Consider the following 15,470-nt stretch of genomic DNA (forward strand, 5'->3'; position numbering starts at 1 on the left):
ATGCTTGGATATCTGAAGATTAAAAATTTTGCCTTAATAGATGAATTAAGTGTGGAATTTGAAAAGGGGCTTAATGTTATTACAGGGGAAACTGGAGCCGGAAAATCAATGATAATTGAAGCCATAAATGTAATTTTGGGTGTCCCCATCAACCAAAATTGGATTAAAAATGATAAAGAATTTTTAGAAGTTGAAGCATTGTTTTATCTGGATTCCATATCCCAGAGACATTTACAGGAGTTACTTAGCATTAGTGATATTTCCCCTGGGGATTATCAGATAATCATCAGAAGAGAAATTCATCAAACTAGAAGAAGTAGATGTTTTATTAACAATCAACTGGTTACCCTTTCTCTTCTTCAGGAGATGGGTAATTATTTGATTGATTTACATGGACAACATAATCATCAATCATTGCTGAATCAAAGCTTTCATATTGATTTTGTTGATAGTTTTGGAAATTATTCTTTTTTAGAAAAGAAAGAGCAATTTTATGAATATTATAAACAATGGCAAACAAAAACAAAATTACTAAATCAACTTACTGAAAAACATTCAAAAATCTTATCTAAAAAGGATTACATATTATTCCAGCTAAGAGAAATTGAACAGGCACAATTAAAAGAAGGAGAAGACCGGGAAATAGAAGAGTCATTAAATATAATTCGTTATAAAGCAAAAATTAAAGAGATTATGGAAAAGTCTCATGAAACCTTATTTGAAGGCAATAGTACAGGAGAATCTTCAATTTACGATATTTTAACCAAGCTTATTAGCAATTTTAATACTATTTCCAATCTGGACCAAAATATTGATAATATTCAAGGACAGTTAACAGACCTACAATTAAAAGTGGAGGATGTCTCTTCCCAGATAATGGAATATAAAGAAAAAATTGATCTGGATGTTTATCAATTACAGGAAATTGAAGAACGTTTAAATTTAATTAACCATTTAAAACATAAATATGGTGCTCAAATATTTGAGATACTTGAATATTATGAAAATTTACAAAAACAGATAAACTCCATTGAAGATAATCAAGTTAAGATCGAAAGGTTGAGAAAAGAGATTCAAGAAGATGAAAAAATATTAATACAGCTATCCCTGGACTTAAGCAACCAACGAAAATCAATTGCCAAACAATTAGAACAAGATATCATAATGGAATTGGCAGAATTGAATATGAAAGACTGTAAATTTATAATCCAAATTGAGCAACAGGAAGATCATAATGGTTTACCAATTGAAGAAAGAACGTTAAAGATAACTTCAAAGGGAATTGATAGGATTGAATTTTTTATCTCTACCAATATTGGAGAAAAGACGAAGCCTCTAACTGAGATAGTATCTGGCGGAGAAGTATCCAGAATTATGTTAGGATTGAAATCTATACTGAGTAAAGCTGATCAAATACCTACAATGATATTTGATGAAATTGATAGTGGAGTGGGTGCTCGTTTAGGTGATATTATAACACATAAATTAACCAAGATTGCACAAGACCATCAGGTAATAGCGGTAACCCATTTGCCTCAAATCGCCTGTCAAGCAAACCAGCATCTTTATATAAGCAAATCTACCTACCATAATAAAACTGCCATAACAATAAAGAAGCTAGCTGAAAATGAGCAACTTTATGAGATAGCTCGGATGCTTGATGGTGAACAATATGGTTCCATCAGTATCGAACATGCCAGAAAAATGCTATACCGGAAGGGAGTAGAGGGGAATGAAAAATAGAAAAAATAATATTAACGAATCCCTTCTTAAGGAAATCCATAAACAAAAGGAAATTTTGAGCACTTTAAAAGCTATTATTAATTCTACTGATGATGCTATTTCAGTAGTAGATGAAAAGGGGATACATACCCTGGTTAATGATGCTTATACCAGGTTGATAGGATTAACCGAAGATGATGTATTGGGTAAATCTTCAAATATAGATATTGCTGAGGGAGAAAGTATGCACATGAAAGTATTAAAAACCAGAATGCCAGTGCATGGAGTGAGAATGAAGGTTGGTCCTAATAAAAAAGAGGTATTAGTAAATGTGGCACCAGTAATAGTAGATAGGGAACTAAAAGGAAGCGTTGCGGTAATTCACGACCTTTCAGAAATAAGAAACTTAACAGAAGAGTTAAATCAGGTTAAAAAAAGAGTACGTCACCTGGAAGCAAAATATGCCTTTGACGATATTGTGGGTAAAAGTAGAGCAATGATTATTGCTAAAGAACAGGCTATTAAGGCTGCCAGTACCCCTGCTACGGTTCTATTACATGGAGAGAGCGGAACAGGCAAGGAATTATTTGCCCATGCTATTCACAATCATAGTTCCAGAAAAAACAGACAGTTTATCAGAGTTAATTGTTCTGCATTAACAGATACCTTATTGGAAAGTGAACTTTTTGGATATGAAAGTGGAGCCTTTACTGGTGCTAGCAAAAAAGGCCGTAAAGGTCTTTTTGAGGAAGCAGACCGAGGAACTATGTTTCTTGATGAAATTGGTATGATGAGTTTGAATTTACAGGCAAAGCTATTAAGGGTTTTACAGGAGAAAGAGATTGTTAGAGTTGGCAGCAATGAACCTATAGATGTAGATGTAAGAATTATTTCTGCCACCAATACCAATCTGGAAGAAGCTGTAAAGAAAGGCCTTTTTAGAGAAGATCTCTATTACAGATTATATGTTATCCCCATCTTTATCCCTCCTCTAAGAGAAAGAAAAGAGGATATTCCAGTATTGGTGCAAAATATTATCAGGAAATGCAACCAGGAATTTGGTAGAAATATAAAGGACGTTTCTTCAGAAGTAATCGAATTATTATTGAATTATGCCTGGCCGGGAAATATCAGAGAACTGGAAAATGTTATTGAAAGAGCGGTAATTAATATGAAAGTGTATGAAAATATTTTAAAACAAAGACATCTTCCTGAATTCATAAGTTTGACCAATCAAAAGAAAAAAGAGGAAGAATATTTTACTGCTGATATGATACCAGGAATTAGCAAGGATAAAGTAATTAAATTAAACAATATAAAGAGGGAAACTGAAAAGAATATTATATTAAATACTCTAAATATATTTAATGGTAATTGTCAAAAAACTGCTCAGCATTTAGGTATCAGCATAAGGACACTATATTATAAAATACAAAAATATCAAATTAAGAAAGTTTATGATTTTAAAAGCGACTAATTTATATAAAAAATGAATGAAGATTAATTATAGTATTTTAATAGTTTTGCCACTAATTGCAATTATGTGCATTATTTTGCTTAATTATCCTTTGAAAATAGTACATATCTTGTAAGTAAAATATTATATTTATCATATTTAGAATAATATTAATACTCGAAAGGCTTAATAAAAAGAGATTACAAAAAAGGTCTGTTTTGTAAACAGACCTTTTTTGTATTTTATAGGCCTTATATTATTCTTTGGCATAAAAATTGCTTATATAATATTAACAAGGAAAAGGTTCAGGAGGTTTATATGAAGAAAAAAATTATTTATAAAATATTGGTAATAAATCCAGGTTCTACCTCTACTTCCATAGCTATCTTTCAGAATGATAAAGAGCTTTTTCAAAAAATCATCCGACATAGCTTAGAAGAATTAAAAAAGTTTGAAGGGCTTTTTGATCAATATAAGTTTAGAGAACAGGTTATTCTGCAATCATTAAAACAGAATAATATTATCCTGGAAGAATTTGATGCCATAGTTGGTCGAGGTGGGGTTTTAAGTCCTTTACCCAGTGGGACATATTATATCAATAAAGTAATGTTAGAAGAATTACGAGAAAAACCTCGAGTAGAACATGCCTCTAATTTAGCTGCCCAAATTGCTTATGAACTAGCTCAAAGAATAAAAGTACCTTCCTTTATTGTAGATCCGGTAGCAGTAGATGAGATGGAATATATTGCCCGAATTTCCGGTATTCCTGAAATACAAAGAGAGAGCCTTTCCCATGCTCTCAGTTTAAAGGCAGCTGCTAGAAGAGCTGCACAAGAAATGAAAAAACCATATCCAGAGCTCAATTTGATCGTTGTTCATTTAGGTGGTGGAATTTCCATCAGTGCTCACCAAAAAGGGAGGATGATTGATGTTAACAATGCCAGTAGTGAAGGTCCATTTTCTCCCGAACGTACTGGTAGTTTGCCAGTATTGGATGTAATAAAAATGTGTTACTCAGGTCAATATACCTTACCAGAGATGTGCAAGAAGGTTATGGGGAAGGGTGGCATTGTAGCTTATTTAGGAACAAATAGTACCTTAGAAGTAGAAGAATTAATAGCTAATGGTAACCAGAGTGCTGAATTAATTTATAAAGCAATGGCCTATCAGGTAGCTAAAGGTATTGGAGAAATGGCGACTGTGTTAAAAGGCGAAATTGACAGAATTGTAATAACGGGAAATGGTGCTGGAGATAAGGGAGCCCTAGGTAACACTTTTATTAACTGGATTAAAGAAAGAGTAGAATTTATTGCCCCAGTAATAGTTTACCCGGGTAGTGAAGAGATGAAAGCGTTAGCTATGGGAGCTATACGGGTATTAACCGGAGAAGAAGAAGCAAAAGTTTATGAGAAATAGGACCAGTACCATTCTAATTTACATTATTTCCTTTAATTCTTTAAAAAAGAGGTGACTGTATGATGTTGAAATCATTTGATGAGGTAATTGAAAAAGCGATACATTATGGTCCGAAAAGGATTTCTGTGGCAGTGTCTCAAGCTGAAGATGTTATGAGTTCTGTTGAACAAGCCAGGCAGATGGGATTGGTAAAAGGTATTTTAGTTGGTGATAAAGAAGAGACCATTGAGGTCTGTAAAAAATTAGATATTGATCCCCAAAATTATGAAATTATCAATAAACAGGACAAGGATGAAGCAGCTAGGACAGCAGTCAATCTGGTAAGGGAGAAAAATGCGGAACTATTGATGAAAGGCATGTTAGGTACTGCTCGTATATTAAGAGCAGTACTGGATAAAGAAATTGGATTAAGAACAAATCGATTATTAAGTCATGCCTATGTTTTGAAAATAAAAAAATATGAAAAACTTCTTACAGTGACTGATGGAGCTATGAATATAGCTCCAGGTTTGGACCAGAAAATACAAATCGTACAAAATGTAATTGATTTTTGTCATTGTCTGGAAATTGAAAAACCAAAAATTGCCATATTAGCTGCTGTGGAATTGGTCAATCCTGATATGCCAGCAAGCCTGCATGCTGCTTGTTTATCCAAGATGGCAGATAGAGGACAAATTGAGGGTGGGATAGTAGATGGACCATTAGCTTTTGATAATGCCATATCCAAAGAGGCAGCATTACACAAAGGCATTAATTCACCAGTAAGTGGAGAAGTTGATGCAGTTGTGGTTCCAGAAATTGAATCTGGAAACATATTTGCTAAAGGTCTAGTTTATTTAGCCGAGGCTGAACCAGCCGGAGTGTTATTAGGAACCACCGCACCGGTTGTTCTGGTTTCTCGTTCTGATCGTCCGATATCTAAAGTAAGATCCATAGCCCTTGGTATTCTAATGAGTGTCTATCAGAATAGATAAAAATATATTTAGGGGTGATTTTTTTTGGAAAAATTTTATCATATCCTAGTAATTAATCCTGGTTCAACATCAACAAAATTATCGCTGTTCAAGAATGAGAAGATGTTATTTACAGAATCAATAGCCCATTCCAGTGACTTATTAAAAAGCATTAACTGCATTATTGAGCAATATGAATTTAGAGAAAAGGTGATTTATGAATTTTTAGAAAAGAAAGAAATCAATCTTAATGATATTGATGCCACAGTTGGTAGAGGTGGCTTATTGAGACCTCTACCCAGTGGTACTTATAGGATTAACAAAAAAATGATAAATCACCTGCGCAAAGGCCTATTTGGAGAACATGCTTCTAATCTCGGTGCTATTTTAGCTTATCAAATCACTAAGAATAAAACTATTCCTGCTTATATAGTTGATCCGGTAGTAGTTGATGAAATGGGAGACATTGCCCGCATATCTGGTATACCACTGTTGCCTAGAAAGAGCATTTTTCATGCTTTAAATCAAAAGGCAGTTGCCCGTAAGGCAGCTTCTGATTTAGGAAAAAATTATCAGGATGTTAATTTCATTGTTGTACATATGGGTGGTGGAATATCAGTAGGGATACATCAAAAAGGTAGGGTGGTTGATGTTAATAATGCATTGAATGGGGAAGGCCCTTTTTCTCCAGAAAGAAGTGGATCAGTACCAGTGGGTGATTTAGCAAAATTATGTTTTTCAGGAAAATATTCTCAGGATAAAATTATGGCTATGATAAAAGGGGAAGGGGGATTAGTTGCCTATTTAAATACCAATGATGTAGAACAGGTAATTAAAAAGATAAAGGCAGGAGAAAAGAAGGCAAAACTTATTCTGGAGGCTATGGCATATCAAATTTCTAAACAGATTGGAGAAGGAGCAACTGCACTGAAAGGAAATGTTGATGCCATTATTTTAACAGGAGGTATTTCTCATTCTAACTATGTAGTTGAAATGATAAAGGATCGAGTAAGTTTTATTGCACTAGTTATGGTTTACCCAGGTGAAGAAGAAATGCTTTCACTCTGTCAAGGAGCATTGAGGGTTTTAAAAGGAGAAGAGGAGGAGAAGATTTATTGAAAGAAGAGATAATTATTTTCACTGGAAGTTTTGGCAGTGGAAAGACAGAAATAGCTATCAATCAGTCTATAGAAGCATTAAAGAGCAAAGAAAGGGTGGTTATTGTTGATCTAGATATTGTTAATCCTTATTTTCGTTCTAGGGATATGAGAGAAAAATTAAAAGATATTGGGATCGACATAATAGCTCCTCCAGGTAAATTTGCCATGGCAGATTTACCATTAATTTCTCCTGAAATAAAAGGTGTGATCCAGGATTCAAATCGTAAATTGCTTATTGATGTAGGGGGAGATGAAATTGGTGCTAAATCATTGGCTAGTTTCTATCCAGTATTAAAAAATAGTGATTATCAAATGAACATGGTAATTAATCCTTACCGCCCTTTTACTCAAAATAGTACACAGATCCATAAGATGCTTCAGGATATTGAGTTATCCTCTCGTCTGAAAATAAATGGTTTGATTAGTAATCCTAATTTAGAGGAGCAAACTAACCTGGAGGTAATTACAAAGGGGCATAATATTGTAAAAGAGGTATCAAAATATCTTGATTTACCAATAAGATATTTAACAATTGAAAAATCTATTTACCAGGAGATAGGTAAGCCTAATTTTACAGAAGATACCATTATAATTCGACGATATATGAATTTACCATGGGATGAACCGGAAAATGAAAATGGAATAAATGATTAATGATAAGATATAAATTATGAATAAGGAGGATTTTGTATGGCAAAAGTGATTATTGATCAGGAAAGATGCAAAGGTTGTGAATTATGTATCCTAGTATGTCCCCAAAAGATAATGGTGATGTCAAAATCTTTTAACAAAAAAAGTTATCATCCTGCTGAACAGATAAATCCGGAAAAGTGCACCGGATGTGCATTTTGTGCTATGACCTGTCCAGATGTAGCTATAGAAGTTTATAAATAGCAGAATACTAACGAATACTATCTAAATTTAAGGAGGATTATCAATGGCTGAAAGATTATTAATGAAAGGAAATGAGGCAATTGGCGAAGCTGCTATTCATGCTGGATGCCGTTATTATTTCGGATATCCTATAACTCCTCAGAGTGAGTTAACTGCCTACATGGCAAGAAGATTATTAAAAATTGAAGGAGCTGCTTTTATTCAAGCTGAAAGTGAGATTGCTGCTATTAATATGGTTTATGGAGCTTCAGCTGCCGGTGGCAGAGTAATGACTTCCTCATCCAGTCCTGGAATCAGTTTGAAGCAGGAAGGAATTTCTTATATTGCCTGCGCTGAGCTACCCTGTGTAATAGTCAATATAATGAGAGGAGGACCTGGTTTAGGTTCTATTCAGCCGGCACAGGGAGACTATTTCCAGGCTACCAAAGGAGGTGGACATGGAGATTATCATCTTATTGTTCTTGCTCCTTCATCGGTACAGGAGTTGGTTGACTTAACCATTAAGGCATTTGATCTATCAGATAAATATCGTAATCCTGCTATGATTTTAGGTGACGGATTGTTAGGACAGATGATGGAACCCGTTCAATTTAAGGAGTTTAACAAAAAAAGTATCCCGGCAAAAGAAGATTGGGCTCTTGGCTCCAGTAAGGGACGAGAAGCTAGAAGAATTGTACCCTTCAATTTAGATCCCAATGAGCTGGAGAAATTAGTCAATGAAATTGGACAGAAATATCAGGATATACAAAAGGAAGTGGAATATGAAGTCTTTAATATTGATAATCCTGATATAATTATTGTTGCCTATGGTATTGTAGCAAGAATTGTAAAAACGGCTATTCAAAAAGCAAAAAAAGAAGGTATAAATATTGGATTAATCAGACCCATTACCCTTTATCCATTTCCAGGTGCAGCAATTGAAGATATTGCCAGTAAAGTGGAAAAAATATTAGTCACGGAAATGAGTTTGGGACAGATGGTTGAAGATGTTAAAATAGCAGTTAATGGTAAGGCAAAAGTTAGCTTTTATGGACGAACCGGAGGAGTAGTTATATCTCCAGTAGAAATTTTGGAAGAAGTAAAAAGATTATTAAAATAGTTTGGAATTAACCAGATAAGATTAATTTTATTGATTATGAAAAATATATGGGGGTGAAAAGAATTGATGAAAAAAGTATTTGCAAAACCTAAATCTTTAACGGAAATACCTTTTACCTATTGTCCAGGTTGCCATCATGGAATCATTCACCGTTTAATTGCTGAGGCAATGAATGATTTAGATATAACTAAAGAAACTATTGGCATTGCTCCGGTGGGCTGTTCTGTATTTGCCTATCTCTTTTTTGACTGTGATATGATTGTTGCTGCTCATGGTAGAGCTCCTGCCACGGCCACCGGAATAAAAAGGGTAAAACCAGATAATATTGTTTTTACCTATCAGGGTGATGGAGATCTGGCTTCTATTGGAACTGCTGAAATTGTACATGCTGCTAACAGAAGTGAAAAAATTACCGTTATATTTGTTAATAATGCCATTTATGGCATGACTGGCGGTCAGATGGCACCGACAACACTGGAAGGTCAGGTTACCCAGACCTCACCTTATGGACGAGATCCGAAAACCATGGGGATGCCTATTCGTATTTGTGAATTGCTTTCTACCTTGAATAGCCCTGCTTATATTGCTCGAGTAGCATTAACTAAGCCGGCTTATATTGTTAAAGCTAAAAAAGGTATACAAAAGGCTTTTCAATACCAGATTGATGGTAAGGGATTTTCATTAGTAGAAGTTCTTTCTACCTGTCCTACTAACTGGGGATTAAGTCCAAAAGAAGCTAATGAATGGCTGGAGAAAAACATGATACCATACTATCCCTTAGGTGAGTTTAAATGTGTAGAGGAGGGTATCTTAAATGTTAGATGAAATAATTATTGCCGGATTTGGTGGTCAGGGTATTCTTTTAATGGGAAGATTAATTGCTTATGCTGGTATGTTAGAGGGTAAGCATGTAGCATGGATGCCCTCCTATGGTCCAGAAATGCGTGGAGGTACAGCCAACTGTACTGTTATTATTTCTTCAGAAGAGGTTGCCTCACCAGTTGTTCCCAATCCCATTACCTTAATTGCAATGAATCAACCTTCTTTAGATAAATTTGAACCTATGGTAGAAAAAGGTGGTATAATTATCGTTAATCAATCACTTATTTCCCGAAATATTAATCGAGATGACGTACAGGTAGTAAAGGTCCCCGCAAATGATATAGCTAATGAACTGGGTAATTTAAGAGTTGCCAATATGGTGGCATTGGGTAGTTATGTTGCAAAAAGTAAGAGTGTGAAAATGGAAACAGTTTTTAAGTCTTTAGAAAAAACACTGGGTAAAAAGTTAGAAAAAATCATTGAATTAAATAAAATAGCATTACAAAGTGGAGAAAAAATTGTAACTGGTTAAAATAAGAAAATTACAATAATTTCTTTCTAATTTAGTAATTTTGGTAAAATAATAAATGAGTAGAGAAAAAATTCCTGAAAAGACCTTTGAGTCTGAAAGAATTTATAGCGGGAGAATAATTAAACTGCGAAAAGATATAGTTATTCTCCCCAATGGAAGAAATGCTGATCGAGAAATTGTAGATCATCCTGGTGCCGTGGTAATCTTGGCTGAAAAAGAGCAGCAGAAAATAATACTGGTCAAACAATTTCGTAAAGCAGTTGAAGAATTTTTATTAGAACTGCCCGCCGGAACTATTGAACCATCAGAAAAGATAATCGATTGTGCCAGGAGAGAATTAGAAGAAGAGACTGGTTATTTAGCAAATAAATGGCAAAAAATTTTTGAATTTTTCTCAGCTCCTGGTTTTTGCAGTGAGAAATTAACTCTTTATTTTGCCAGGGACCTCATTCAGACTAAAAGTAATACTGATCAGGATGAATTTATAGAAATAATAGAAGTTAATAAAGTTGAAATTAGCAAATTAATAAAAAATAAGAGGATTAGAGATGCTAAATCTTTAGTTGGAATTTTATGGTGGCTGAATAAATGAGAGAAAAAGAACAGAATCACTATTTTGTGGACTTACATGTTCATATCGGGAGAAATGAGAATAATTTACCGGTTAAGGTAACTGCATCTCGAGATTTAACTTTTGCCAATATTGCCAGAGAATGCCAGATTAGAAAAGGAATTGATATTGTCGGTATTGTAGATTGCGCTTCTCCCCGGGTCATCGAAGATATCGAAGCTATGATACATTCAGGAGCAATGGAAGAATTGCAGGATGGAGGATTGCGTTATCGGAATACAGTAACAGTTATTTTAGGCTCAGAGATAGAAACTAAAGAAATTAATGGAGGTTTGTCTCATCAGATTGCTTATTTCCCATACTTTGCTGATATACGTGAATTCAGTAAAAGAATGAGCAAGATGGTAACTAATTTAAATTTAAGTTCTCAGAATAGCAGAATGACTGCTCAGGATTTTTTTAATATGGTGAACAGTTTAGGTGGCATAGTTATTCCTGCCCATGCTTTTACTCCTTATAAGAGTGTTTTTGGTAGTTGTGCTGCTCATTTGAAGGAAATTTTTATTTCCTCAACTTTAAAAAAAATACCGGCTATTGAATTGGGACTGAGCTCAGATACTTTTCTCGCTGATTACTTAATCGAACTATCTGATTTTACCTTCTTAACCAATTCTGATGCCCATTCTCTGCCTAAGATTGGTCGGGAATATAATATAATACAAATGGAACAGCCGACTTTTAAAGAATTGTTGATGGCTTTAAGGAGAGAATCGGATAGAAAGGTAATAGCAAATTATGGTCTTGATCCTAAACTGGGGAAATATCACCGCACTTTTTGTGATGAATGTAATACTACTGCCAATGGCTTACCACCGATATTTTATTGTGAAAAATGTGGTAGCCAAAGAGTCACTAAAGGTGTACTGGATAGAATTATGGAAATAAGTAATAATCGTAATACAGTATCACCATCACATAGACCACCATATTATCATCAGGTTGCTCTTGATTTTGTTCCAGGAATTGGTAAAAAAACCAGGGAAAAGTTATTTAGCTATTTTGGGACAGAGATGAATATTCTTCATAAGGCTACTCTGCAGGAATTAAGTCAGATTGTTGGTTTTAAAATTGCTACAGATATTTTATTAGCTCGAAAAGGTGAATTATCACTAATCCCTGGTGGTGGTGGACAATACGGAAAAGTGAATAAAACAAATGTAAAGGAAGATTTTTCAGGTAGCCTGTTTTAATCTAAAATTTTGATATAAAAAAACAAGAAATATAGAATTATAATTGCAATCATTCTTATTGTTATTTACAGCTTATAATAGGAATGATTTTTTTAAATTTTTAAATATTAATAAAAAAATAAATAAAAAGAAGGATATTTGATTTATTTGTAGAAGTAAATAGTAGAAGATATTCTTTAGAGAGGAACTTTGATTTGATAAGATATTCGGAAGAAATATTAGATGAAATTAGAAATAGGATAGATATCATTGCTATTATTTCTGAGTATGTTCCCTTAAAGAAGAGTGGAAAAAGCTATAAGGGGCTTTGTCCTTTTCATCAGGAAAAGACTCCCTCTTTTATGGTTGATAGCGAAAGGCAAATATTTCATTGTTTTGGCTGTGGAGAAGGTGGAAATATCTTTACTTTTATAATGAAGATGGAGAAAGTCAATTTTCCAGAAGCTGTTAAGCTATTAGCGAATAAGGCGGGAGTACAGTTACCGGTTAATGATAAACAGAATATCAAGAATGTTCAGGAAAAAGAGCTTATTTTTCAATTAAATGATCTCGCTGCAGATTATTATCATAAAAATCTATTTTTACCGCAAGGGAAAAGGGCTCTGGATTATTTGATGAAAAGGAGTTTCTCTAAAGATATAATTAAGAAATTTCGTCTGGGTTATGCTTTACCAGGTTTTGAGCATCTGGTTAAGATTTTATATTCAAAAAAAATACCACAAACAGATCTATTTAAAGCAGGTTTAGTTTCCAGAAGCAACAAAACCGGTAAAGCGATTGATTATTTCCGTGATAGAATTATTTTTCCTATTTTCAATTTACAGGGTAAGTTAATAGCTTTTGGTGGAAGAGTGTTAGATGATAAATTGCCAAAATATATAAATTCACCTGAGACGCTGGTCTACAATAAGGCTAAAAATCTCTATGGACTTTTCCAGGCCAAAAAAAGTATTCGACAGAAAAATCAAGTAATTATTGTGGAAGGCTATACTGATCTGTTAATGGCTCATCAACATGGATTTGAAAATGTGGTTGCTTCTCTGGGTACTGCTCTAACTAATCAGCAGATTGATTTGGTAAAAAGATTTGCCGATGAAATACTTATTGCTTTTGATGCAGATACTGCCGGCAAAAGTGCCACTTTAAGGAGTCTCAGTATGATAAAGAAAGCAGGAATGAATATAAGGATTGTCACTTTACCTCCTGAAAGTGATCCTGCAGATATTCTGTTAAAGAAAGATAAAATATTTTTTATTGATTTGCTAAAAAAAGCTTTACCTTTGATTGATTATAAATTAGAAGTTTTATTACAGCAATATAATCCGACCAGCAGCGGAGGAAAACTTTCAATAATTAAAGAATTATTCCAGGATTTAAGTGATATAAATAGTGATATTGAATTGCGAAATGAAGTAAAAAAAATTGCTGAAAGATTAGATTTAACTGAGGAAAGTATTTTCAAAGATTTAATCCAATATAAAAAGGGTAATAGACAATTAGCAAATATTTTAACTAATACCTCAGTAGAATCAACTCATGTTAATGCTGAAAAAATATTAATAGGCACTATGTTACAAAGAAGAGACTATATTGAAAGGATATTTTCTGAATTACAGGTAAAGGATTTTACTATATCAGAGCACAAGGAAATTGTTTCCACTATTATGAATTTATTTGATAAAGGTGAAAAGATATCTTTACAAAAAGTGATGGATAAAATTGAAAAGCCCGATATAATTAGTTTAATATCACGGATTATGCTAAGAGATGTTATTTCATTGGATACAGGTGCCATTGAGCGTTCAATTAAAGCCATTAAAACAAATAAACTCAAATTAGAATTAGGTAGGATTAAAGGTGCCATACAAGAAGAGGAAAAAAGAAATAAGGAAGTAACTCCTGAACTTTTACAGGAATACCAGGAAATAATGCATAAAATAAAAACAATGGCATGATATTTATTTTAAGTTTATTAATTATAAAATATTGATATACAGAGGAGCTTATTATATGGCTAAGAAAAAAGAGATAGATAAGCTAATTGAGAAAGGGAAAGAGAAAAACTATGTTACTTTCCAGGAGATTGAAAATTACCTGGAAGATGAAATATTGAATATAAATAAGATTGAAGATTTATATGATACCTTGAATAGATATGGTGTAGATGTTATAGATGAAGAAGAAGATAAAGAAGATGATTTTATTTCTGAAAAAGAAAAGCCAAAGAAAAAAGGTACCCTAGCCATTTCTAAAAAAGAGGCAGATGCTAATTTGATAATTGGTAGAGGTATTGAGCTTGATGATCCGGTAAAAATGTATCTAAAGGAAATTGGACAGATAAGACTATTAACTGCTGATGAAGAGATAGAATTAGCTAAACGCATGGAAGCTGGAGATGAAGAGGCTAAAAGAATACTAGTTCAATCCAATCTAAGATTAGTAGTCAGTATTGCCAAGCGCTATGTTGGGAGAGGTATGCTTTTTTTAGATTTAATTCAGGAAGGGAATATGGGTTTAATTAGGGCAGTAGAAAAATTTGATTATCGTCGAGGTTATAAGTTTAGCACTTATGCAACCTGGTGGATCAGGCAGGCTATTACCAGAGCTATTGCTGATCAAGCTAGAACTATAAGAGTTCCAGTTCACATGGTTGAAACAATCAATAAACTGGTACGGGTATCCAGACTTCTTCTGCAAGAATTGGGCAGAGAACCAATTATAGAAGAGATTGCGGAAAGAATGGAATTGCCTCTGGAAAAGATTAAGGAAATTATTAAAACAGCCCAGGAACCGGTTTCTTTGGAAAGTCCTATTGGAAAAGAAGATGATAGCCATCTGGGAGATTTCATTGAGGACGAAGATTCACCAGCACCACCGAAAATAGCTTCTCATACTTTATTAAAAGAACAATTGGATGATGTCTTAAAAACATTGACCTACCGGGAAAAACGTGTTCTGGAATTAAGATTTGGTATTGCTGACGGACACCCTCATACCTTAGAAGAAGTAGGTCGAGAATTCGGTGTTACCAGGGAAAGGATAAGACAGATAGAAGCAAAGGCTCTTCGAAAGCTAAGACACCCCAGCCGAAGTAAAAAATTAAGAGATTATCTGGATTAGAGGAACAAAGAGATGCTCTTAATAAAAATTAATCTGAGTAATAAAAAGAAAAATATTTAATTACTGTTGACCTTTAGCACTTTTTAGATTATAATAATTTTTGCGTTATTCCTCGGTAGCTCAATGGTGGAGCATCCGGCTGTTAACCGGAGGGTTGTAGGTTCGAATCCTACCCGGGGAGCCAGAAAAGTATAGCCCTTCAGCATTAAGCTGAGGGGCTTTTTTATTATTATAAATTGTCATAACAGGCATAATAAAAGAATCAGAAATTTATTAAAGGCTGAATTGATAAAGCAATATATACATAACAAATTATTAAAACCTGGAAAAGGATGTAAGAAGTTTAAAAAAATCAAAAAAAGCGAGTGTGTGTTATATTTTCTGTAAAAGTGAAAAACGTTAATTAAAATAATAGCTTGAAATGGGCCATCAAGAACCTCCATAATAAATAGATGATACTCTAAAAAAATTAAGG

14 protein-coding genes and 1 tRNA gene are annotated in these 15,470 nt (G+C 33.7%); all 15 read left to right on the forward strand.

Annotation, left to right across the window (positions count from 1 at the left end):
* A complete protein-coding gene (gene recN, locus PHD84_07800; protein MDD5637699.1) occupies nt 1-1,743 on the forward strand; it encodes a DNA repair protein RecN in 1,743 nt (580 codons plus the stop codon).
* Entirely contained in the window at nt 1,733-3,199 is a 1,467-nt protein-coding gene (locus PHD84_07805) for a sigma 54-interacting transcriptional regulator (protein ID MDD5637700.1), read from the forward strand. Before recN ends, PHD84_07805 begins: the two co-directional genes overlap by 11 nt.
* 297 nt (nt 3,200-3,496) lie before the next feature.
* Nucleotides 3,497-4,594, forward strand: a complete 1,098-nt coding sequence (gene buk, locus PHD84_07810; protein MDD5637701.1) for a butyrate kinase — start codon at nt 3,497-3,499, stop codon at nt 4,592-4,594.
* A gap of 62 nt (nt 4,595-4,656) precedes the next feature.
* Nucleotides 4,657-5,568 carry a bifunctional enoyl-CoA hydratase/phosphate acetyltransferase gene (locus PHD84_07815; protein ID MDD5637702.1) on the forward strand — a complete coding sequence of 304 codons (912 nt, stop codon included), beginning with the start codon at nt 4,657-4,659 and terminating at the stop codon, nt 5,566-5,568.
* Nucleotides 5,569-5,592: 24 nt separating this feature from the next.
* A complete protein-coding gene (gene buk / locus PHD84_07820; protein ID MDD5637703.1) occupies nt 5,593-6,666 on the forward strand; it encodes a butyrate kinase in 1,074 nt (357 codons plus the stop codon).
* Entirely contained in the window at nt 6,663-7,361 is a 699-nt protein-coding gene (locus PHD84_07825; GenBank protein ID MDD5637704.1) for a hypothetical protein, read from the forward strand. Before buk (PHD84_07820) ends, PHD84_07825 begins: the two co-directional genes overlap by 4 nt.
* A gap of 36 nt (nt 7,362-7,397) precedes the next feature.
* Nucleotides 7,398-7,601: a 4Fe-4S binding protein gene (locus PHD84_07830; protein MDD5637705.1), complete on the forward strand. Its 204-nt coding sequence runs from the start codon at nt 7,398-7,400 to the stop codon at nt 7,599-7,601.
* Nucleotides 7,602-7,644: 43 nt separating this feature from the next.
* Nucleotides 7,645-8,700, forward strand: coding sequence for a 3-methyl-2-oxobutanoate dehydrogenase subunit VorB (locus tag PHD84_07835; protein ID MDD5637706.1), 1,056 nt, complete (start codon nt 7,645-7,647; stop codon nt 8,698-8,700).
* A 66-nt stretch (nt 8,701-8,766) separates the two neighbouring features.
* A complete protein-coding gene (locus tag PHD84_07840; protein ID MDD5637707.1) occupies nt 8,767-9,525 on the forward strand; it encodes a thiamine pyrophosphate-dependent enzyme in 759 nt (252 codons plus the stop codon).
* Entirely contained in the window at nt 9,515-10,054 is a 540-nt protein-coding gene (locus PHD84_07845) for a 2-oxoacid:acceptor oxidoreductase family protein (GenBank protein ID MDD5637708.1), read from the forward strand. Before PHD84_07840 ends, PHD84_07845 begins: the two co-directional genes overlap by 11 nt.
* A gap of 55 nt (nt 10,055-10,109) precedes the next feature.
* A complete protein-coding gene (locus PHD84_07850) occupies nt 10,110-10,646 on the forward strand; it encodes an NUDIX hydrolase (GenBank protein MDD5637709.1) in 537 nt (178 codons plus the stop codon).
* Complete coding sequence (locus PHD84_07855; protein ID MDD5637710.1) at nt 10,643-11,875, forward strand: endonuclease Q family protein; 1,233 nt, start codon at nt 10,643-10,645, stop codon at nt 11,873-11,875. The genes PHD84_07850 and PHD84_07855 overlap by 4 nt, the downstream gene beginning before the upstream one ends.
* A 194-nt stretch (nt 11,876-12,069) precedes the next feature.
* Nucleotides 12,070-13,830: a DNA primase gene (dnaG, locus tag PHD84_07860; protein ID MDD5637711.1), complete on the forward strand. Its 1,761-nt coding sequence runs from the start codon at nt 12,070-12,072 to the stop codon at nt 13,828-13,830.
* 55 nt (nt 13,831-13,885) lie between these two features.
* On the forward strand, nt 13,886-14,995 hold the full coding sequence (rpoD, locus tag PHD84_07865) for an RNA polymerase sigma factor RpoD (protein ID MDD5637712.1): 1,110 nt from the start codon (nt 13,886-13,888) through the stop codon (nt 14,993-14,995).
* 109 nt (nt 14,996-15,104) lie between these two features.
* Nucleotides 15,105-15,179: transfer RNA gene (locus PHD84_07870), tRNA-Asn, on the forward strand.
* The last annotated feature ends 291 nt before the right edge of the window (nt 15,180-15,470 follow it).

Source organism: Atribacterota bacterium, from assembly GCA_028717805.1.
In the GTDB taxonomy this organism is placed as follows: Bacteria; Atribacterota; Phoenicimicrobiia; order Phoenicimicrobiales; family Stramentimicrobiaceae; genus Stramentimicrobium.